Source organism: Paracoccus sp. SSJ, from assembly GCF_030234105.1.
In the GTDB taxonomy this organism is placed as follows: Bacteria; Pseudomonadota; Alphaproteobacteria; order Rhodobacterales; family Rhodobacteraceae; genus Paracoccus; species Paracoccus denitrificans.
The window spans coordinates 1-18,395 of the sequence record NZ_JASSPE010000034.1 but is presented as its reverse complement, the minus strand read 5'-3'; the positions used below and the strand labels follow the sequence as shown (position 1 = coordinate 18,395).

The 18,395-nt window shown below is 62.1% G+C and carries 23 protein-coding genes and 1 pseudogene; 18 read left to right on the top strand and 6 right to left on the bottom strand.

The genetic code is table 11. The features are described from left to right. Positions 1-22 precede the first annotated feature (22 nt). From QPR87_RS21975 to QPR87_RS21960, 4 genes are all read left to right on the top strand, one after another. Positions 23-2,080 (top strand): 2Fe-2S iron-sulfur cluster-binding protein, encoded by a 2,058-nt coding sequence (locus tag QPR87_RS21975; protein ID WP_285051364.1) that lies wholly within the window; start codon positions 23-25, stop codon positions 2,078-2,080. Positions 2,081-2,181: 101 nt separating this feature from the next. After that, positions 2,182-2,646 (top strand): nuclear transport factor 2 family protein, encoded by a 465-nt coding sequence (locus tag QPR87_RS21970; protein ID WP_109989436.1) that lies wholly within the window; start codon positions 2,182-2,184, stop codon positions 2,644-2,646. Between the two features lie 92 nt (positions 2,647-2,738). Beyond that, complete coding sequence (locus tag QPR87_RS21965) at positions 2,739-3,104, top strand: hypothetical protein (protein WP_285051363.1); 366 nt, start codon at positions 2,739-2,741, stop codon at positions 3,102-3,104. Positions 3,105-3,182: 78 nt separating this feature from the next. Then, positions 3,183-4,055, top strand: coding sequence for a LysR family transcriptional regulator (locus tag QPR87_RS21960; RefSeq protein WP_285051378.1), 873 nt, complete (start codon positions 3,183-3,185; stop codon positions 4,053-4,055). Positions 4,056-4,143: 88 nt separating this feature from the next. Here QPR87_RS21960 and QPR87_RS21955 read toward each other — a convergent pair whose 3' ends face one another. Next, the gene (locus tag QPR87_RS21955; protein ID WP_285051362.1) at positions 4,144-5,025 is read right to left on the bottom strand and encodes a LysR substrate-binding domain-containing protein; all 882 of its coding nucleotides are present in this window, start codon (positions 5,023-5,025) and stop codon (positions 4,144-4,146) included. Between the two features lie 135 nt (positions 5,026-5,160). On the opposite strand from QPR87_RS21955, the gene QPR87_RS21950 reads away from it, so the two are divergent. Genes QPR87_RS21950 through QPR87_RS21940 form a run of 3 tightly spaced genes read left to right on the top strand, consistent with a single transcriptional unit; the run spans position 5,161 to position 6,389 of the window. Then, positions 5,161-5,481, top strand: coding sequence for a DMT family transporter (locus tag QPR87_RS21950; protein WP_285051361.1), 321 nt, complete (start codon positions 5,161-5,163; stop codon positions 5,479-5,481). 48 nt (positions 5,482-5,529) lie between these two features. Then, positions 5,530-5,904: a DMT family transporter gene (locus QPR87_RS21945; RefSeq protein WP_285051360.1), complete on the top strand. Its 375-nt coding sequence runs from the start codon at positions 5,530-5,532 to the stop codon at positions 5,902-5,904. Continuing rightward, positions 5,904-6,389 (top strand): nucleoside deaminase, encoded by a 486-nt coding sequence (locus QPR87_RS21940; RefSeq protein ID WP_285051359.1) that lies wholly within the window; start codon positions 5,904-5,906, stop codon positions 6,387-6,389. The genes QPR87_RS21945 and QPR87_RS21940 overlap by 1 nt, the downstream gene beginning before the upstream one ends. 453 nt (positions 6,390-6,842) lie before the next feature. Here the strand turns inward: QPR87_RS21940 and QPR87_RS21935 are convergent, their stop codons facing one another. Together QPR87_RS21935 and gstA are read right to left on the bottom strand one after the other, a co-directional pair. Beyond that, entirely contained in the window at positions 6,843-7,172 is a 330-nt protein-coding gene (locus QPR87_RS21935) for a DMT family transporter (protein ID WP_285051358.1), read from the bottom strand. Between the two features lie 25 nt (positions 7,173-7,197). After that, complete coding sequence (gene gstA / locus QPR87_RS21930; protein WP_285051357.1) at positions 7,198-7,824, bottom strand: glutathione transferase GstA; 627 nt, start codon at positions 7,822-7,824, stop codon at positions 7,198-7,200. A gap of 130 nt (positions 7,825-7,954) precedes the next feature. Between gstA and QPR87_RS21925 the strand changes: the two genes are divergently transcribed. Continuing rightward, positions 7,955-8,893: a LysR family transcriptional regulator gene (locus tag QPR87_RS21925; protein ID WP_285051356.1), complete on the top strand. Its 939-nt coding sequence runs from the start codon at positions 7,955-7,957 to the stop codon at positions 8,891-8,893. Positions 8,894-9,095: 202 nt separating this feature from the next. Here the strand turns inward: QPR87_RS21925 and QPR87_RS21920 are convergent, their stop codons facing one another. Beyond that, positions 9,096-10,016 carry a LysR family transcriptional regulator gene (locus QPR87_RS21920; RefSeq protein WP_285051355.1) on the bottom strand — a complete coding sequence of 307 codons (921 nt, stop codon included), beginning with the start codon at positions 10,014-10,016 and terminating at the stop codon, positions 9,096-9,098. Positions 10,017-10,117: 101 nt separating this feature from the next. Here QPR87_RS21920 and wrbA point away from each other — a divergent pair, with 101 nt between their 5' ends. The 5 genes and pseudogenes from wrbA to QPR87_RS23700 all read left to right on the top strand — a co-directional run. Continuing rightward, positions 10,118-10,744, top strand: coding sequence for an NAD(P)H:quinone oxidoreductase (wrbA, locus tag QPR87_RS21915; RefSeq protein ID WP_285051354.1), 627 nt, complete (start codon positions 10,118-10,120; stop codon positions 10,742-10,744). Then, positions 10,744-11,940: an MFS transporter gene (locus tag QPR87_RS21910; RefSeq protein ID WP_285051353.1), complete on the top strand. Its 1,197-nt coding sequence runs from the start codon at positions 10,744-10,746 to the stop codon at positions 11,938-11,940. Before wrbA ends, QPR87_RS21910 begins: the two co-directional genes overlap by 1 nt. Positions 11,941-11,962: 22 nt before the next feature. Further along, the gene (locus tag QPR87_RS21905; RefSeq protein WP_285051352.1) at positions 11,963-12,352 is read left to right on the top strand and encodes a VOC family protein; all 390 of its coding nucleotides are present in this window, start codon (positions 11,963-11,965) and stop codon (positions 12,350-12,352) included. Beyond that, on the top strand, positions 12,349-12,795 hold the full coding sequence (locus tag QPR87_RS21900; RefSeq protein WP_285051351.1) for a VOC family protein: 447 nt from the start codon (positions 12,349-12,351) through the stop codon (positions 12,793-12,795). The genes QPR87_RS21905 and QPR87_RS21900 overlap by 4 nt, the downstream gene beginning before the upstream one ends. A 30-nt stretch (positions 12,796-12,825) precedes the next feature. Beyond that, positions 12,826-13,050: pseudogene (locus tag QPR87_RS23700) on the top strand (carboxymuconolactone decarboxylase family protein); the annotation flags it as partial. Here the strand turns inward: QPR87_RS23700 and QPR87_RS21895 are convergent. Together QPR87_RS21895 and QPR87_RS21890 are read right to left on the bottom strand one after the other, a co-directional pair. Next, complete coding sequence (locus QPR87_RS21895) at positions 12,955-14,988, bottom strand: ParB/RepB/Spo0J family partition protein (protein ID WP_285051350.1); 2,034 nt, start codon at positions 14,986-14,988, stop codon at positions 12,955-12,957. The pseudogene QPR87_RS23700 and the gene QPR87_RS21895 sit on opposite strands and share 96 nt — an antisense overlap. Positions 14,989-15,333: 345 nt before the next feature. After that, entirely contained in the window at positions 15,334-15,564 is a 231-nt protein-coding gene (locus QPR87_RS21890; RefSeq protein ID WP_285051349.1) for a DUF6429 family protein, read from the bottom strand. Between the two features lie 147 nt (positions 15,565-15,711). On the opposite strand from QPR87_RS21890, the gene QPR87_RS21885 reads away from it, so the two are divergent. From QPR87_RS21885 to QPR87_RS21865, 5 genes are all read left to right on the top strand, one after another. Beyond that, entirely contained in the window at positions 15,712-15,921 is a 210-nt protein-coding gene (locus QPR87_RS21885; protein WP_285051348.1) for a hypothetical protein, read from the top strand. After that, complete coding sequence (locus QPR87_RS21880) at positions 15,921-16,217, top strand: type II toxin-antitoxin system prevent-host-death family antitoxin (RefSeq protein WP_285051347.1); 297 nt, start codon at positions 15,921-15,923, stop codon at positions 16,215-16,217. The genes QPR87_RS21885 and QPR87_RS21880 overlap by 1 nt, the downstream gene beginning before the upstream one ends. Positions 16,218-16,323: 106 nt before the next feature. Further along, a complete protein-coding gene (locus QPR87_RS21875; RefSeq protein ID WP_205296603.1) occupies positions 16,324-16,647 on the top strand; it encodes a type II toxin-antitoxin system HigB family toxin in 324 nt (107 codons plus the stop codon). Further along, positions 16,637-17,017, top strand: a complete 381-nt coding sequence (locus QPR87_RS21870; RefSeq protein ID WP_205296601.1) for a helix-turn-helix domain-containing protein — start codon at positions 16,637-16,639, stop codon at positions 17,015-17,017. Before QPR87_RS21875 ends, QPR87_RS21870 begins: the two co-directional genes overlap by 11 nt. Positions 17,018-17,029: 12 nt before the next feature. Further along, positions 17,030-18,313, top strand: a complete 1,284-nt coding sequence (locus QPR87_RS21865) for a recombinase family protein (protein WP_285051346.1) — start codon at positions 17,030-17,032, stop codon at positions 18,311-18,313. Positions 18,314-18,395 lie beyond the last annotated feature (82 nt).

Sequence of the window (18,395 nt, the reverse complement as noted above, 5' to 3'; positions counted from 1 at the left end):
TGCCACTCCTGGAGGGCGGGACATGCACGACAAGACACTGCCGACATGGCATGAAGGCGAAAGACTCCTTCAAGAGAAGGTGGGCGTCGTCGAACGCATGGCCGAAGTCGGCCAGCGCGTCGTCCGCGACTACATGCCCGACCAGCATCGCGACTTCTACGCCCAACTCCCCTTTATCGTGCTCGGCAGCGTCGATTCCGTGGATGACGCATGGGCGACCTTCGTCGAAGGCCATCTCGGCTTCATATCCTCTCCTTCGCCGACCGTGCTCGACATTGCGGCGCCGACGGACGCAAACGACCCTGCCAGCGGGGGCATCGCGGACGGCAAGCCGGTCGGTCTGCTCGGCATCGAGATGCATACCCGTCGGCGCAATCGCATGAACGGGTTCGTTTCCGCGATGGAAGACGGCTTTCGCGTCAACGTCGACCAGAGCTTCGGAAACTGTCCACGCTATATCCAACTGCGTGATTTCGCGTTCACCCGCGAACCCGGGCAGGCATTCTCTGGCACCATGGAGGACCTTCCCGAATTCGACGATCCGGCCCGTGCCATGATAAGAAGTGCCGACGCCTTCTTCGTCGCATCCTATGTCGACCGCGAAGACAGGCGGCAGGTGGATGTCTCCCATCGTGGCGGAAATGCCGGTTTCGTCCGTGTCGGGGATGACGGGACGCTGACGATCCCGGACTTCGACGGCAACCTGTTCTTCGCGACGCTCGGCAACATCCTGCTGAACGGCAAGGCGGGGCTGCTTTTCGTGGGCTTCACGACAGGCGACATGCTGCAGATGACCGGTGACGCGGAGGTCATTCTGGACTCCCCCGAGATCGCGGCCCTCCGGGGGGCCGAACGACTCTGGACGTTCAAGCCCCGGCGGATCGTCCGCCGCGCCAATGCCTTGGCTCTGCGTTGGGGCTTCAAAAAGGACGGTTGGTCCCCAAGTACCCTGATGACGGGCAACTGGGCGCAGGCTGCCGACCGGCTGCGCGCGGCTGAACTTGCCAGGCAGTGGCGCCCGCTGACTGTTACCAGGATCGTCAAGGAAAGCGAAACGATCCGCTCGTTCCACCTGCAGCCAGGCGATGGTGCGGGGTTTCTGCCGCATGCCGCCGGGCAACACCTGCCGATTCGCGTGACGCCGCCAGGCCGCGAAAAGCCCGTGATCCGCACCTACTCGCTTTCCGTCGCTCCCTCGGACGGCACCTACCGCATAAGTGTCAAGCGGAACGGACTGGTATCGCAGTTTCTGCACGACAGCGTTGCCGTTGGCGACATAATCGAGGCGCGAGCACCCGCCGGCGGCTTCACGATTGACGCCGGGGCGAAACGCCCAGCCGTGCTCGTTGCCGGCGGCGTCGGGATTACGCCACTGCTCGCGATGCTCCGTCACATTGTCTACGAAGGGCTTCGCACGCAGCGAGTTCGTCCCGTCACGCTGTTCCATGCCGCGCGTTCAAAGGACGAGCGTCCCTTCGAAAAGGAAATAGCCGAACTTGCCGCGGCGACGAAAGGCGCGATGCAGGTCGTTCGCGTCCTGAGCAACATCGATGGTGCCGAAATGGGCATCGATTACGATGCCGCCGGCAGAATCGACATGGCGCTGCTTGCCCGCTACCTGCCGTTTAACGACTATGATTTCTATCTCTGTGGTCCGCCGTCGTTCTCCCAGGCGATTTATGACGGGCTTCGCGGCCTAGAGATCACTGACGACCGCATCCATACCGAGGCTTTCGGCCCTTCGTCCCTGAAACGAACCTCTGACGTGGCCGCGATCGTGCCAGTTCCGGCCCGCACGCTGCCATCCACCCGGCCGGTGCCTGTCATGTTCATGAATTCGCTGAAGGAGGCGCGTTGGACGCCCGGGTCCGGCACATTGCTGGAACTGGCGGAAGGACGCGGTCTCGAACCCGAGTTCAGTTGCCGGGCTGGAAACTGCGGCACATGCCGCACCCAACTGATCGAGGGCGCGGTGACCTATCTGAAGGAGCCGACCGCAAAGGTCGACGAAGGTGAGGTCCTGCTCTGCTGCGCCGTCCCTTCAGACCAGAACCGGGGCGGTATCCAGCTTGCTGTCTGAGGGCGGGACTGCTCCACATTCCCGACCTCGATCTTCAGCTTCAGACCGCCTTGACTGTGAACATATGAGAACGTCGTTTCGACAACCAGAGGAGCCAAAAGATGTCTCGCCCCCCCCTTCCCCCTTTCACGGAGCAAAGCGCCGTCGAAAAGGTCCGCCTTGCGGAAGATGGCTGGAATACCCGCGATCCCGCGAAAGTCGCTCTCGCCTATACCTTGGACACGCGGTGGCGCAACCGCGTTGAATTCGTTACAAACCGTGCCGAAGCCGAAGCCTTCCTGACCCGCAAGTGGAATAAGGAACTGGAATACCGCCTGATCAAGGAGCTCTGGGCCTTCACAGGAAACCGGATCGCAGTGCGCTACGCCTATGAGTATTGCGATGACAGCGGTCAATGGTTCCGCGCCTATGGCAACGAGAACTGGGAATTCGCCGAGGACGGCCTGATGCGAACCCGCCATGCCAGCATCAACGAACGTCCGATCACTGAAGCCGAGCGCAGGTTTCGCTGGCCGCTTGGCCGCCGGCCAGACGGTCACCCCGACCTGAGCGACTTCGGCTTTTAAGGCAAACTCAGCAAAAGTGCGAAGCGGTTTAGTGTCCGAGAATCGCATTAATATAAGAGTTAGCGTGTTTCGCGATCCAAAGAAAAGCGGAAATGCTCTGGATCACGGTCCACGTTTGGGAGAAATCGACCATGACCGGGTTCAAGCTGGACGAGCGCATCCGACTGCCAGTGGAACTCGCGCTCACTGCGACGAGCAACAACTCTCTCTTGCTTCGGAAACAGGAAGCATCCGCACGCGCCATCGGCATGATGGGAGCAGAGATAGACGTCGCGCGAAGGGGGTTCAGCTTCGATCTCAAGACATCGATGGCGATAGCCCTGGCGCTGGCGGTCTGTGAAGAAAACCGTCAGCGTGCTCTTCGCACAGGACTGTGCGCGCGAAGCTGCGCGGAAATCGAGAAGATGGCCGCGGCATTCCGGCAGTCGAGCTCCTGTTCCACGGTCGGTTTCTCATGAAGACTTGCTTCCTTGCCCACGACATCCCTACCATTGTCTCCAGCACTGGGAGGTAAGCAGTTGGATCGTTGGCAAGCAATGCGAATATTCGTGAAGGTCGCCGAAACCGAGAGTTTTGCAGAAACTGCCCGACACTTGAATATGAGCGCGCCTGCAGTGACACGCGCCGTCGCTTCACTCGAGGATCTCATCGGAGCGCGTCTGTTCGTACGAACGACGCGCTCGGTAAAGATGACCGAGACAGGGTCACGCTATTTCGAGGATTGCCGCCGGATTCTTGCGGACATCGCTGAAGCAGAGGCCGCAGCGGGAGGCTCCGATGCCACGCCGACGGGAACGCTTTCCCTGACCGCTTCAGTGTTGTTTGGCCAAATGCATGTGCTTCCGATAGTGATGCAATATCTCGACGCTTATCCCGCAATGAAGGCCAAGACCCTTTTCGTTGATCGCCCCGTCAATATTGTCGATGAAGGGATCGATGTAGCCGTCCGTATCGGCCGTCTCCCGGACTCGGGTCTTTCGTCCATAAAGGTCGGCACTGTCCGGCGTGTTATCTGCGGATCGCCGGACTATTTCGAGCGTTATGGCATTCCGAATACTCCAGCGGACCTCAAGGATCACCGCATCGCCGTCTCGACAGGCGCCTGGGCCTCGCCTGAATGGCGGTTCGCCAACGAACAGCGCGTGACAATCGATGCCACCCTCCAATGCAATACCAACGAAGCGGCGATCACGTTCGCACGACAAGGCCGGGGGCTGACGAGAGTTCTCCACTACCAGATCGGACCGGCACTTATGGCAGGAGATCTGCAGATCGTACTCAGCGAGTATGAAGAGCCGCCGATGCCCATCCATATCCTGCATCCAGAGGGCAGGTCCGCCTCCGCCAAGGTTCGCGCGTTCGTGGGTATCGCTAAAGCAGTCCTTCGTGAGAACCGTTTCCTCAACTGAATCCTCTTGCGAAGACTTCAGTCCGTGACCTCTCAGGCTTGAGCCGACCTAGCGGGTGCGACGGTACGACAATCTGCATCTGTGACCGTCAGGTTTGTTTCCGAAACCAGTCCAGCAGCGTCGTGAGCCGTTCTTTTGCCGGATGGCTCGTGAGGAAGACCGCCCAGTAGGTTGGCCCCGGCAAGGCGATGTCCGACAGCCGCAGGAGCGCGCCTATCTTCAATTGATCTCCGACGAGATGTTCCGAGGCGAGCACGGCTCCCTGACCTGCCAGAGCGGCGTCCAAAGCGTGGACTTCTTCGGAAAATGTCTGGCTGATTTTCGGTGAAGCGCCGTCTGCCCGTGCATGGGCCTGCCACCGCTCCCAGCTCGGCGCATTGGCCGCTCCCGATCTCCAGCGATAGTGCAGTAACGGGAGGGCGAGGACTTGATCCGGCGAAAGCAGCTCCGTGCCCGGCAGAAGGGCGGGAGCGCAAACCGGCACGAGGCGGTCAGGAAACAGCCGATGCCATTCGGCATCAGCGCCGGGGCGCTCGGCATAGCGTATCGCAATGTCGATGCCCGAGGCGTGCAAATCCGCGACGCGGTCATCCGCCTCGATGGCAACGCTCAATCCTGTCTCTTCGCGCAGTTGCGGCAGACGAGGCATCAACCACCGGCTGGCAAAAGCCATTGTGACCGAAAGGTGCAGCGGGCCATCCTGACGGTCTGACAACTGCTCGATGGCCGTTGCGATTCGATCGAGGGAGTCCCTGAGCACCGGAAACAGCTGTTCGCCCGCAGGTGTAAGGCGCACCGGGCGCGGATAGCGCCGAAACAGCTCGACGCCGAGTATCTCCTCCAGTTGTCGCACCTGATGGCTGATAGCCGTCGGTGTCAGATGCAGCTCTTCGGCCGCAGCTGAGAAATGCAGATGCCTGGCCGCTGCCTCGAAGGCGCGCAGGCCGTGGAGCGGCGGAAGCTTTCGCAACTATACACCTCCCGAGGCTGATCATTGTCCATGATGAATCTGATTCATCATGCCCCTGAGATATACGCTTTGGCCAGCGTTTTCCACGCCTGATAATTTCAAAGCAATCCCAACCAGCAATGAAAGGAAAATTCGATGAGCTGGATATATCTTGGAGCTGCCGTAATCTTTGAAATCGCCGTTGCTATCAGTGCCGGGAAGGCGAAAGGTTTCACGCATATCGGGTGGACGGCCGTAACTCTCGTCAGTGGCGCAATCGCCACCTTCTTCCTCAGCCTCGCGCTGCTCACCTTCGACGTTGGCGTCGGTTACGCCATCTGGACCTCTGTCGCGGGCGTCGGCATCGTCGTCCTGGGCGCGCTGTTCTTCGGCCAGCAGTTGAACGTGAAGAAGTTGCTCGGAATCGCCCTCGTCATCGGCGGGGTCGTCGGCCTGCGCCTCAGCGGCGCGGCATAACGCTCAGTTGTCCTCCACCCATCCCTCCCGATCTAAAAGGAACCCGAAATGACAAATGCAATCGAACAGCCGCAAAGCAGCGGACGCGCCTGGGCCATGTTGATGCTCGCGAGCGCCTTCGAGATTGGCTATGCGCTCAGCGTCGGCGGCAGCCAGGCCTTCACGGTTCTCGGCTGGTCCATCGCCGCGCTGTTATTCTTCCTGCTGACACTCTATTTCCTGAGTGCCGCCTTGCGGACCATCGATGTGGGAATCGGCTACGCTGTATGGGCAGGCATCGGCTCCGTCGGCGCGGCCGCGGCAGGCACCGTCCTTCTCGACCAGCCCCTGACGCTGATGCAGGCATTCTGGCTCGCGGTCATCATCGCCGGCGTCGTCTGGTTGAAGCTCTCCGACAGTCCGAAGCTCAAGGGGGCGTCCTGATGGCCGCCGGCGCTTCATCCCGCCTGACGCAGCTCATGGAGGAGGCCGTCGCCTTCTCCATGGAGCATGTCCACGAAGGCGGCATTCCATTCACCGCCTTCGTCGTCGACCGCCACGGACAGATCCTCGGGCGTGGGGTCAACCGTGTGCGGGCCCATCACGATCCGACTGCGCATGCCGAGGTCGAAGCGATACGTGATGCCTGCCGCACGCACGGCACGACCCATCTGAGCGGAGCGACCTTGCTCGCATCGGGAGAGCCCTGCGCGATGTGCTACATCAGCGCGCGCAGTGCAGGCATTTCGCAGGTCTTCTTTGCAATTGACCGTGACGAGGCCGCTGCGCATGGCTTCGATTATCGCGGCAGCTATCGTCTTTTCGCCGATGACCCTCAAACATGGCAATCGCCTAACGTGAGCAAGCTTGCTGTATCGACGGGATTGAAGCCTTTTCTGGCGTTTCATCCCGAACGGCGGGCTCTATAGGATCGCGGCTTTGCGAACTCAGCCTTCGGACGAAACCTCTGATCCTGACAGCAAGAGACGTGCTCATCGCCTGGTATTGGCAGCTATTCCTCACAACGCTTGCCTTGTCTTGCGGCCGGGCGTAGTCGGCGAGCCGCTTTTCGTCTTAAGACAGACGACAAGGCCGCAGCGGCGGCGGCCTTGTCCCGATCAGTCATCCCTTTTTCAAACGCTGCATGCCTGCGGCTAGCGTCCAAAGCGCGCGATTAAGGCCGACATTCTGATCAATGTCATTTATGGATCGCGCTTGCGTGCGGCGAATGCGACCATCCGACGCCAGCCGCCGCCCCAGCAAACCGCCTCGGACAAGATTCTCCCGAATGACGTTGAAAGCCGTCCAGGGGTCTTGATGGTTATCCTCGCGGCGGCGCGGGACAATGATCCGATCGGGCCTGATGGGGCTTTCTCCGCTCACTATGCTGGCGCGAGCTTGAGCGCCACGATGCCGACAACGATCAGCGCAACGCCGCCGAGCCGCATCAGGTTGATCGTCTCGCCGAACAGCGTGATGCCGAGCAGCACCGTTCCGGCTGCGCCGATGCCGGTCCATATCGCATAGGCGGTGCCGACCGGCAGAACCTCCAGCACCCGGCCGAGCAGATAGACGAAGGCGGCGAGTAACGCGAGAGACAGGATCGTCCAGCCGGGGCGTGTGTAGCCTTCGGCATATTTCATCGAGATCGCCCAGGCCACGTCGAGAAAGCCGGCGATGATCAGCAGCAGCCATGCAAGACCCTGGCTCATCATTGCACCGCCAGCGGTTCTGCCGTCACGACGCCACCTTCATGCCTTCGGCGTGCATCGCCTCCCGCACGGCGGGACGTTCCCCGACCCGAGCCTGGAAATTGCGCAGATGCGGGAAGGCGGAAAGATCGACCTTGGCGAAATCCGACCATCCGACAATGGTGAACAGGTAGGCGTCGGCGGCGGTGAAGTTTTCGCCGAGCAGGAAGGGGCCGGCTGCCGCCAGATGACGCTCCACATGGGCCAGCCGCTGGGCAATCTTGGCACGCGCGACCTCCTGCGCCTGCACGCCATATTCCGGGTGGAACAGCCACGGGCTGAACATCTTGTGGAGTTCGGTGGCGATGAAATTAAGCCAGGATTGCAGCGCCACGCGCTCCGACGTGCCAGCGGCGGGGGCGAGCCCGGAGCCGGGCCTGAGGTCGGCGAGATATTGGACGATTGCGACGCCCTCCGTCAGCACCGAACCGTCGTCGAGGACCAGCGCCGGCACGTAGCCGCTCGGGTTCACGGCCGTATAGTCGTCACCATTTCCAGTGACATGCGGCGATTTCCTGATGTCCACACGCTCCAGATCGAGCGGGATACTGGCTTCGCACGCCACGATATGCGGCGAGAGCGAGCAGGTGCCGGTGGCGTAGTAGAGTTTCATGGTCCAATCTCCTGAAGCTTGTAGCCTGATGTCGAAGCCAATCTAGCGCCAGCGGACGCGCAAGGCTCATTGGCATTTCGCCAGCGGCGCTTGCGTGACTGCAAGCGAAGAAGATGCTATTCCTGTCAGCATGGACGATTGGAACGAAGTCAGGCTCGTGCTGGCGGTTCAGCGCGCCGGCAGCCTGACGGCGGCGGCGCTAGCGCTCGGCATCGACCACTCCACCGCCTTCCGCCGCCTGAAAGCGCTGGAGGAACGGCTCGGCGTGCGGCTGTTCGAGCGGCTTCCGGCCGGCGCTTATCAGACGACCGAGGCAGGCGCGCGCATGGCTGCCGGCGCCGAGCGCATGGAGGACGAGGCGCTGGCGCTCTACCGAGACATCTCGGGCCGTGATCGTCGTCTGTGCGGACGCCTGAAGGTCACGTCATCCGAGACGCTGGCCTACAGCCGATTGACAACGCATCTCGCTGCGTTCCGGCAGGCCCATCCCGGCATCGTCGTAGAACTGGCGATCGACAATCGCATGCTCAGCCTGTCGCGCCGCGAGGCCGACATCGCGTTGCGGCCGATCCGTCCGAAGGAAGGCGATCTCTGGGGGCGCAAGCTGTCGCGCATCGCCTGGGCGCTCTATGCCAACGCGACCTATCTCGACGCCAACGGTGGCCCGCTCTCAACCGCCAGCGACGTGGATCGCCATGCACTTATCGGCTGGGAGGAACCTGCCTCGGGCATCGCCGCGGCCGACTGGCTTTCGCAGGCAGCCCCTTCGGAGGCGTTCGTTTATCGCACGAACAGCCTTGTCAACCAGTTCGTCGCAGCGAAGGCCGGCATCGGACTGGCGCTGCTGCCCTGTTATCTCGGCGACAGCGAGGCCGGCGTGACAAGAGCCGTGCCGGAGCCGGTCGCCGAATTGAGCGGCGAACTCTGGATCGTCACCCATGCCGATCTCAAGGGGACGGCGCGCGTGCGGGCCTTCTTCGATCTCGTCGGCGAAGGGTTGGCGCGCGAGCGGGAATTGTTTGAGGGTGCGGCCAACTCGTATGCAATGGGCCGCGCTATCGCTACCTGATGTCCTGGAAACGGCAGAATTCCGATCGGTCCCGACGTATATGATCGTACTGCCGATGTCTGGTGCCCTGTCTTCAGGCAGAGCGTGGAGCGGTTGGCATCGCTAGCCGCATGAGCGCTGAAACAAAGACGAACGCCCTCGCCGGAGCGGAGGCCGTGCGCATACATTGGATCAGGATGTGAGAGCCTTAAAATGGAGGTCCTTAAGCACCCTGATCACCATATTCCTGGCTGGTCAGCAGATCGGCAAGTTTCTGCGCTGCGGGCCCAAGTGCCTCGTCACGACGGTGGGCGACATAAGCGCTGGATGTAATCTCCCCATTGCGGCCCATGGCGCTAACATTGAGGCGCACGAGCGTTCCCTGTTCCAAATCCCTCTCAACGAGCCAATGGGGGAGCCGCCCCCAGCCTGCTCCCCCCAGGATGAGATGGTGCTTGGTATCCTGCGTGTTGACGCGGCAGGTCTGTGACGAAACCACTCCGAAATCCCGGCCCGCCGATATGTCGGACGGGTCGGTCAGAACGATCTGGAGATGATCGGCAACATCCATCAGCTCCAGTGGTTGGCCCGCATGGCGGTGGGCCAGCGGATGGTTTGAAGCGACGACCGCGACCTGGCTGATGGATATCAGCGGCTCGAACTTGATGCGGGGGTCGCGGAAATCTTCACCGACCATCACAGCAAGCGCACAACGGCTCTTCCTGAGCGCATCGAGCGGACCGCCCATAGCCTCCGACCAGACGCGGACGGCAACGGCAGGGTAATCGTGTCGCATCCGTGAGATCGCGCGTGCGACCTCCTGCATGGGAAAGAGTGTATCGACGGAAATCGCGAGTTCCGTTTCGACACCATGCGCAAAACCGCGCGCCTGGGCGCGCAATACGTCCACGCGCAGAATGATGTCGCGTGCGTTGCCGAGCAATACCTGCCCTTGCGGTGTCAAGGCCGGCTTGTAGCCGGAACGGTCGAATAGTTCCACGCCAAGTGCGGCCTCAAGGTTGGCGATGGCGGCGCTGACGCCCGATTGGACGCGCGAAAGCTTCTGGGCTGCGGAGCGGAAGCTGCCGCTGTCGGCAATCGTTACGAAAGTCCGGATCTGATCGAGCGTAAGGGCGTCCAGCATGATCTATTCCAATGATCGTCTATATCATTTTTATATCACTTATTTCGCTCATCCATTTGATGCAACCTTTCGCTCAATGAAATCAATGAGAGGTCAACGAGATGACGAAGGTGCTGGTGCTTTACTATTCCTCTTATGGGCACATCGAGACGATGGCTTCGGCCGTGGCTGATGGCGCGAGCGAGGCGGGTGCGACGGTGACTATCAGGCGGGTGCCTGAGCTTGTTCCCGAAGCGGTTGTTGCAAAGTCCGGATACAAGGTCGACCAGTCCGCGCCCGTCGCAACGGTGGCCGAACTCGCGGATTACGATGCCATCATCATCGGAACGCCGACCCGCTTCGGCAATATGGCGTCCCAGATGAAGAACTTTCTCGACCAGACCGGCGGGCTCTGGTTCGAGGACAAGCTGGTCGGAAAAGTGGGCAGCGTCTTCACCTCGACCGGCAGCCAGCATGGCGGGCAGGAAACTACGATCCTTTCCACCCAGACCGTTCTGTTCCACCTCGGCATGATCATTGTCGGCTTGCCTTACAGCTTCAAGGGCCAGATGCGGATGGATGAAATCACCGGCTGCTCGCCCTATGGCGCATCGACGCTCGCCGATGATGGACAGGGAGGGCACCGCGAGGTCAGTAAAAACGAGCTGGAGGGCGCGCGCTTCCAGGGACGCCATGTCGCCGGGATCGCGGCCGCCCTCGTGGCCGGGCACGCGGCAAGGGGCTCGTGATGGACACGCCCTCAACAACGAAAGCAGTGTCCACGCACTGGACCGCCGTGTTCGTCATCGTTGGCAGCGGGGTTGCAGCCGCCTTGCAGGTTGGCAAGGCGGCGATTGCGGCACCCCTGTTGCAGAACGATTTTGGAATCGGGCTGACGGCGATCGGCTGGCTGACTGGAATATTTGCGCTCATCGGCCTTGTCGGCGGCATTCCGACCGGGGCGTTTGTCGCGCGTTTCGGTGCGCGACGCATCCTCATCGTCGGCCTTTTGATCACGACAGCCGGCGCGGCCCTTGGCACGGCGATACCAGGACTGCCCAGCCTGTTTACGGGCCGCATTATCGAAGGGGCGGGTTTCCTGCTGGTGACGGTCGCGGCGCCCTCATTGCTCCAAGAGGTTACGCGACCTGCTGATCGTGATCTGGCCTTCGCCCTCTGGAGCTGCTTCATGCCAATCGGCATGGCGGCGGCGATGCTGGTGGGGCCGTTCTTCGAAGACTGGCGGACAATGTGGTGGGCAAGCAGCGCGCTGGCGCTGGCCATCTGCATCGCCGTTCCACTTGTCATTCCGGCCGGCGGGCAAGGCCAGATCATGTCCTGGAGCAGCTTGCGCCGCGACAGCATGACCGTGGCACGCGACCGGGGCGCTGTGGGGCTGGCGATCACCATTGCGCTTTACAGCATGATGTTCTTCGCGGTCTTCAGCTTCCTGCCGGTGCTGCTGATGGAGCGGTTACAGGTGACGCACCAGACGGCAGGACTGCTCAGCGCACTGGCCTCGGCTGTGAACGTCATCGGCAATCTGACGGCGGGCCTGCTCCTCTCCAGGGGCTTTAGCCGCCCGGCGCTCCTGATCACCGCGTGCCTTGTTATGGGACTGACCAGCTTCGGGATCTTTCTCCCCGTGCTGCCGGACGGTGCGGCCTTCGGCCTGTGCCTGTTGTTTTCGACTGTCGGCGGTGTGATCCCGGCGATCCTGCTGTCCTCCGCGCCACTCGTGGCGCCAGCGGCAGGGTTGGTTCCGGTCGTTCTGGGTCTGATCATTCAAGGCAGCAATCTCGGGCAGATTCTTGGCCCGACAGCCATCGGCGGCGCGCTGGATCGGTTCGGCTGGGATTCAGCCGCCTACATCGTGGCGGGCACGGCGGTGATAGCCGTGCTCGTGGGGCCTCGACGCTCAGGCGGGTCGGGGCAGAGCGGGTAAGCTTCGGGATGAGAGAGCACTGATGAGCATCGAATTCAACCACACGATCCTGGCTACGCAAGACGCGCACGGCTCTGCCCTGTTTCTGGCTGAAATGCTCGGACTGCAGCCGCCGCGCAGATGGGGGCCATTCTGGATGGTCACCACCGATAATGGCGTCAATCTCGACTACATGGATGTGGGCCATGCCGTCGTTCCGCAGCATTACGCGTTCCTCGTCGATGACACGAGTTTCGACGCTTTGCATGACCGGCTCGGCAAGCGGAGCTTGCCTTATTGGGCCGATCCCCAACGGCGCAAGCTCGGGATGAACGATCATGATGGTGGTCGTGGGCTCTATTTCAACGATCTCAACGGGCACCTGCTCGAAGTGATAACCCGTCCCTATGGCAGCGGCGGCTGGAACCCGTGACCGACGATTGCGGAAAGCCTATCTCGCAGAGGCCGAAAGTTCGGCAGATCCTGGAAACCGCTATCTACGTTCAGGACGTCGGGTGTGCCGCACAGTTTTATGACCGCGTTTTCGGCTTTCCCGATTTGGTGCGTAACGAACGCGTTGTCGCTTATGACGCCGGGAACGCAACTGTTCTGCTGCTGTTCAAGCGCGGCGCAACGCTCGTTGACCTGGCGCTGCCGGGTGGGACCATTCCCTATCACGACGGCACCGGTCCGGCCCATTTTTGCTTCGCCTTCGACCCGGATTCGTTACCCGACTGGGAAGAACATCTGAAGGCGCAGGGCATCATGATCGAAGCGCGGATGCGCTGGGAACTGGGCGGAACCAGCATCTACTTTCGTGATCCCGACGATCACCTGATCGAACTGGGAACGCCGGGTATCTGGCGAACCTTCTAGAACAAGAACCAAAGAAATAAGGACAGTGCCATGAAGGCCCGTTTCGACTTTCCCGCTATTGCGCCTGACGCCTATGAGGCGGTGGCCGCTCTCGACACCTATGTGCGCAAAGCGTCCGGGATTGAGCCCCGGCTTCTGCACCTGCTCAAGTTGCGGGCCTCACAGATGAACGGCTGCGCCTATTGCGTTGATATGCACGTCAAGGAAGCGCGTCGCGATGGGTTGGGCGAGCAGTGGATCTACCTGATAAGCGTCTGGCGGGACTCGCCTGTCTTCGATGCACGTGAGCGGGCGGTACTTGGCTGGACCGAGGCGCTGACAAACGTTGCACGGACACACGCGCCGGACACTGACTTTCAGCCGCTCCAGGCCTTTTTCACGGAGGCGGAGATCACCCGCATCAGCGTGGCAATCGGGACGATCAATGTCTGGAACCGCCTTTGCGTCGGCTTCAGGTCGCAGCATCCGGTGGACCCGAGCTGAGCGAACGCGGTTGAGCGAGGCGCAATGCGCGAGCAAGGCCATGAGGCTTGCATAGTCCAGACCGGCGACGAAGCCCCAGAGGTCTGCCACGTCGCGCGGCATGTCCGCCGCCCATCCGGCATGACGATCGTTCAGCATCTTCGCCGCCGCCGTGTCCTCGATGCCATCCGCGTGGGCGGCGAGGTAATTGCTGGTCGGGCTGATTTCGAGGCAATGGGCCGTGCTGCCGCCGCGATAGTAGGTCTGCGCGGCGAGCGTATGGACCACGGCGATCAACGCCATGTCCGGCTGCTCGCCAAGAGCGAGGCGCAGGCCAAGGGTGCGATGCGCGGTCAGGTCGCGGATGAGCGAATCGGGCAGCGGCTTGCCAACATCCCCGGCATCTTCTTCCGGCTCCGGCTCGGTTTCAGGAAGGTCGCCGCCATCGCCGTCCTCTCCGTCGCCGTTGAGGATTTCACCATCGCCGTTGACGCGCACCCCGTCGATGACGGTTTCGCCATCCTCGCCTGCTTCCGGCTCCGGTGCCTCGTCCTCGGCCCGGACGAAGCCGCGTTCGATACGGGCTTGCCCGTCATGGGCCACGACGATGAACACGCCGCCGCGCGCAACCTCGTCGGGATCGTAGGCATGGCGCAGGGCGTCGATACGCTCGATCTCGGCTTCAAGCTCCGCGAACCGCGCATCCACCTCGGGCGGGAGGTCAATATCGGCGTCCTCCCATTCCGCCGTCAGGCGCTCAAGCTCGTCCTGCGCGGCGTCGTAGGCGGTGGCGTCTTCCTCGGAAAGCTCCACCGGGTGCGGATAGGCACGGCGCATTCCGTGGGCGTGGGGGAAGTCGAGATAGGCGGCAGTCCACTTCCAGCCTTCGGCCTGCTGCACCTCGGCGGCGATCCGTTCCAGCTTCTCGATAGCAAGCCGGTCCAGCAAAGCCGGGTCTTCAAAGAAACCACCACGATCCTCGGTGAACAGGTCGCGGATGATGTTGCCGCCAGCCTCGGCATAGGCTTGCGCGCCGACGAAGACCGCGCAGCGATCCGTCGCCGCGACGTTCATCTTGGTCAGGTCGCGCCGGATGATGGACGGATCGCGGTTATAGGACAGGTTCTCATAGACGTGTTCCTGTCGCGCGTGATCGTCGGTGATGGCGAAGGCCATCAACTGGTCCAAGGTCAGGTCGCCGTCGCGATAGACCTGCATCAGCTTGGGGCTGACAGCGCCGAGACGCATCCGCTGCTTCACGACATGGGCGGTCACGCCGAACCGGGCGGCGATTTCCTCCGCGCCCCATCCCCGATCCTCCGAAAGCTCGCGGAAGCGCTCGAACTGGTCGGCGGGGTGCAGGTCTTCGCGCGTTACGTTCTCGTCAAGGCTGATCTCGGCTGCATCGTTCGCCGTGTCGATGATGCAGCGGATGGGCTCGTTCTTCTTGATCTCCTTGCGCTTCGCGCGCAGCATCTGCGCCAGCCTGCGGCCTTCCCCGATGCTGACGAGATAGAAGCCGGTCGGCTCGCCTTCGCCGTTCGTTTCCGGCTCCACCACCAGATTTTGCAGGATGCCCTTGGCGGCGATGCTCGCCGCCTTCGCCTCGATAGACGCCTCGCTGTGCGGGGTCCTGCGGGCATTGCTCGGATGCTTCTTGAGCTTGTTGAGCGGGATGAAAACGGTTGTGCCGTGTTCGGCGATCGGGGCGATGTTTTCGGTCGTGGTCATGGTCTTTGCTCCTATGGGCTTGGGTTGAAGCGCAGCGCTGCGCTGCAACCCTGCCCGTCGGCGAGACCGGGGGGTGCAAGGTGCAAGGGCGACCGGGACGGAGGGGGATCACCCGGCCTGCACAAGCGGATCGAAGCCATGGCGAGAGTGAGAAACACGCATCCGCGCGGAAGGCTGGGGAGACCGTCCCGGTCGAGCGTCAGCGATCCCTTGCGCCGCGCCAGGGGGTAGGGCCCCCAAGCAACCGGCCCGGCCAGAGCGGAGCGGTGGCCAGGCGCAAGGACCGGACCAGGAGATGAAAGGACGAAAAGCTGAAAGCCGTGACATCCTGATCGCCGTCCACGGCTATTTCCCGGCGGCGAACATCTCACGGAAGAGCCGTTCCGACCGTGCGATCCCTTCATCGGTAAGCCAGACGGATTTCGCCTTATTGACCGGATCGCCGATGAATCCCTTCTCGTAAAGCCGGTTCATCGCGCTCCAGTCGAATCCCTTCCAGGCGCGGCCGTCGCGGTCGAGCGTCAGGTAAAGGAGCGCGAGAATCGTATCGTCTATCTTGTCCCTGTCGATCTCCATTGCAGATATCCTCCCTCTGGCGGACCATCCTTTTTGTACGCCAGGGTATCCCATTCGCCGCACGCCCGCGACGGACCACTATTCTTTCTTCGAGAAACGGTTCTTCGATAGTCCCAGCCCCTTCTGAGTGCGGGATTATTGGAGACGATGGCGCTCAAACGCGACAAGATCAGCATTGAGGTCTTTGGACCTTCGGCCGCGTCGGAATCGACGCGCGATGGCGCGAGCCGGGCCGATGAAGCTGTCCTGATCCTCGCCCGGTTGATCGGTCGCCAGATCGCCCGCGAGCAGTCCGAGCGCGAGATGACGCTGGAGCGCAGGGCACAGAAGAAGCGCCCGGCAGATGGGGATATGTGATGCCTATGGTTTCGGGCATCGGATTTGTTCAGTATGCAGCCATGCTTACTGTCGATTCCATTACCTTCCAGCGCCGTTCCAAAGAGTTTCTACATCATGCACGGCGCGGACCGGTGGAGATCACTCGGCACGGTCGTCGCCTATGCGTGCTGATGCCCGCCGATCACTATGACTGGCTCCGAACTGTCGTGCAGCGACGTCACCGCACGGCGGAAGCCGTCGATATCGTCATTGACGCGGTTGAGCGTGCGGAAATGGACGCCCGGTTCACGCCGCTGGACGCCCTGCTCGGGTAGCGACCGGAGCACCCGGCAGGTCGGTCATCGCCCCGACGCTATACCCGCGCCGGGGCATTCGCATATTCTTCTTGTGACCATTTTGGTCCCGTGATATAGGTGATCCATGAGGATTATTGCTCGCCGCACCTTGCGAGAATTTGTCGAAAGCCTCGCCGGGCAGAAAGAGCAGCCGGCTGTGAAAGCCGCGCTCGATGCCTGGTTTGACGAAGTGAGCAAGGCGGAATGGGCGAGCACCGCCGATGTGAAGCGACTCTATGCGACGGCGAGCATCGTCAGCGCCGAGCGGATCGTCTTCAACATCAAGGGCAATGACTACCGCCTCGTCGTGTCGGCGGACTTCGAGAAGGGCATCGTCTGGATCAAGTGGCTCGGCACGCACAAGGCTTATGACAGGATCGACGTGAAGGAGATCGAGCATGGCGACTGACCTGAAGCCGATCCGCACGGAAGCGGATTACGAAGACGCGCTGGCCGAGGTCGAACGGCTGTGGGGCGCAAAGAGCGGGACGCCGGAAGGCGACCGGCTCGACGTGCTGGCCACGCTGATCGACGTCTATGAGGCGAAGCACTATCCGATGGACCCGCCCGATCCGGTGGAGGCGATTCGCTTCCGCATGGAACAGCAAGGGCTGACCCGCAAGGATCTGGAACCGATGATCGGCCCGCGCAACCGCGTGGCGGATGTGTTGAACCGCAAGCGCAGCCTCTCGATCGACATGATCCGGCAGTTGCACGCCCGGCTCGGCATCTCGGCCGAAGTGCTGATCCGGCCGAGCCGGATGGACAAGGTTGCATAGGAGAGACTGCCGATGACCCGCGTTGCCCTTTATGCCCGCTATTCCTCCGACAATCAGCGGGACGCCTCGATCGAGGATCAGTTCCGCATCTGCCGCGAGCAGGCCAAGCGCGAACAGTGGAAGATCGTCGGCACCTACAAGGACGCGGGCATCTCCGGCGCGAGCATGATCCTGCGTCCCGGCATCCAGTCGCTGTTGCAGGACGCGCAGGCGGGACAGTTCGATATCGTGCTGGCCGAGGCGCTCGACCGCATCAGCCGCGACCAGGCCGATGTGGCGACGCTGTTCAAGCATCTCAAGTTCGCCGGCGTTCCCATCGTCACGCTGGCGGAGGGCGAGATCAGCGAGCTTCATGTCGGCCTCAAGGGGACGATGAACGCGCTGTTCCTCAAAGACCTCGCCGCCAAGACGCATCGCGGCATCCGTGGCCGCGTCGAGGATGGCAAGTCGGGCGGCGGGCTTTGCTATGGCTACAAGGTCGTGAAGCAGCTCGATGCGCGCGGCGATCCGATCCGGGGCGACCGCGAGATCGACGCAGCCGAGGCCAATGTCGTGCGGCGCATCCTCCGCGACTATGCCGAAGGTATCAGCCCGCGCGTTATCGCCAGGACGCTGAACGAGGAAGGCGTGTCCGGCCCCGAAGGACGGCTCTGGAACGACACCACCATCCATGGTCACGCGAAGCGCGGCACGGGCATCCTCAACAACGAGCTTTATATCGGCAAGCTGATCTGGAACCGGCTGCGCTATCTGAAAGACCCGTCGACGGGAAAGCGCGTCTCACGCCTCAACCCGGAATCGGAATGGATCGTCAAGGACGTTCCCGACCTTCGCATCGTCGACGACGAACTCTGGCAGGCGGTGAAGGCGCGGCAGGCCGCCACCTCGGCCAAATACGCCAATGTCGCCGAAGGCGTCCGCAAGCACCACAAGAAGAACCGCCTGAATGGCACCCACCGGCCGAAGACCCTGCTTTCGGGACTGGTGTTCTGCGGCTGCTGCGGAGGCCCCTTCTCCATCCGGGGTTCCGACCGCTTCGCGTGCTCGACGCATGTGACCAAGGGCGCCTGCTCCAACACTCGCACCATCCTGCGCGAAGACCTGGAGCGGCGTGTACTCGCCGGACTGAAGGAGCGGATGATGGCGCCCGAAGTCGCCGCGGCAGCGATGCGGGCCTATGCCGAGGAAACGAACCGGCTGAACCGCGAGCGCCGCTCCAACGGCGACGCCTGGAAGGCGGAGCTGGTGAAGGAGCGTTGTTGCAGAACTCATGAGCTTCCGGGATTCACGGCGTGAATCCGGTGGGTTAAGAGCCTGCCATGAGCAAGCCCGAACCTGCCCGCTACCGTACGACCAACTGGAAATCCTATAACGACGC

Bases quoted from the DNA above. Each gene is read 5' to 3' on its own strand.
- QPR87_RS21950 (WP_285051361.1), top strand. From the start codon at position 5,161: ATGAGCTGGATATATCTTGGAGCTGCCGTAATCTTTGAAATCGCCGTT.
- QPR87_RS21890 (WP_285051349.1), bottom strand. From the start codon at position 15,564: ATGGAGATCGACAGGGACAAGATAGACGATACGATTCTCGCGCTCCTT.
- QPR87_RS21905 (WP_285051352.1), top strand. From the start codon at position 11,963: ATGAGCATCGAATTCAACCACACGATCCTGGCTACGCAAGACGCGCAC.
- QPR87_RS21880 (WP_285051347.1), top strand. From the start codon at position 15,921: ATGCCTATGGTTTCGGGCATCGGATTTGTTCAGTATGCAGCCATGCTT.
- wrbA (WP_285051354.1), top strand. From the start codon at position 10,118: ATGACGAAGGTGCTGGTGCTTTACTATTCCTCTTATGGGCACATCGAG.
- QPR87_RS21965 (WP_285051363.1), top strand. From the start codon at position 2,739: ATGCTCTGGATCACGGTCCACGTTTGGGAGAAATCGACCATGACCGGG.
- QPR87_RS21940 (WP_285051359.1), top strand. From the start codon at position 5,904: ATGGCCGCCGGCGCTTCATCCCGCCTGACGCAGCTCATGGAGGAGGCC.
- gstA (WP_285051357.1), bottom strand. From the start codon at position 7,824: ATGAAACTCTACTACGCCACCGGCACCTGCTCGCTCTCGCCGCATATC.
- QPR87_RS21910 (WP_285051353.1), top strand. From the start codon at position 10,744: ATGGACACGCCCTCAACAACGAAAGCAGTGTCCACGCACTGGACCGCC.
- QPR87_RS21875 (WP_205296603.1), top strand. From the start codon at position 16,324: ATGAGGATTATTGCTCGCCGCACCTTGCGAGAATTTGTCGAAAGCCTC.
- QPR87_RS21935 (WP_285051358.1), bottom strand. From the start codon at position 7,172: ATGAGCCAGGGTCTTGCATGGCTGCTGCTGATCATCGCCGGCTTTCTC.
- QPR87_RS21925 (WP_285051356.1), top strand. From the start codon at position 7,955: ATGGACGATTGGAACGAAGTCAGGCTCGTGCTGGCGGTTCAGCGCGCC.
- QPR87_RS21960 (WP_285051378.1), top strand. From the start codon at position 3,183: ATGCGAATATTCGTGAAGGTCGCCGAAACCGAGAGTTTTGCAGAAACT.
- QPR87_RS21945 (WP_285051360.1), top strand. From the start codon at position 5,530: ATGACAAATGCAATCGAACAGCCGCAAAGCAGCGGACGCGCCTGGGCC.
- QPR87_RS21885 (WP_285051348.1), top strand. From the start codon at position 15,712: ATGGCGCTCAAACGCGACAAGATCAGCATTGAGGTCTTTGGACCTTCG.
- QPR87_RS21870 (WP_205296601.1), top strand. From the start codon at position 16,637: ATGGCGACTGACCTGAAGCCGATCCGCACGGAAGCGGATTACGAAGAC.
- QPR87_RS21920 (WP_285051355.1), bottom strand. From the start codon at position 10,016: ATGCTGGACGCCCTTACGCTCGATCAGATCCGGACTTTCGTAACGATT.
- QPR87_RS21865 (WP_285051346.1), top strand. From the start codon at position 17,030: ATGACCCGCGTTGCCCTTTATGCCCGCTATTCCTCCGACAATCAGCGG.
- QPR87_RS21895 (WP_285051350.1), bottom strand. From the start codon at position 14,988: ATGACCACGACCGAAAACATCGCCCCGATCGCCGAACACGGCACAACC.
- QPR87_RS21975 (WP_285051364.1), top strand. From the start codon at position 23: ATGCACGACAAGACACTGCCGACATGGCATGAAGGCGAAAGACTCCTT.
- QPR87_RS21970 (WP_109989436.1), top strand. From the start codon at position 2,182: ATGTCTCGCCCCCCCCTTCCCCCTTTCACGGAGCAAAGCGCCGTCGAA.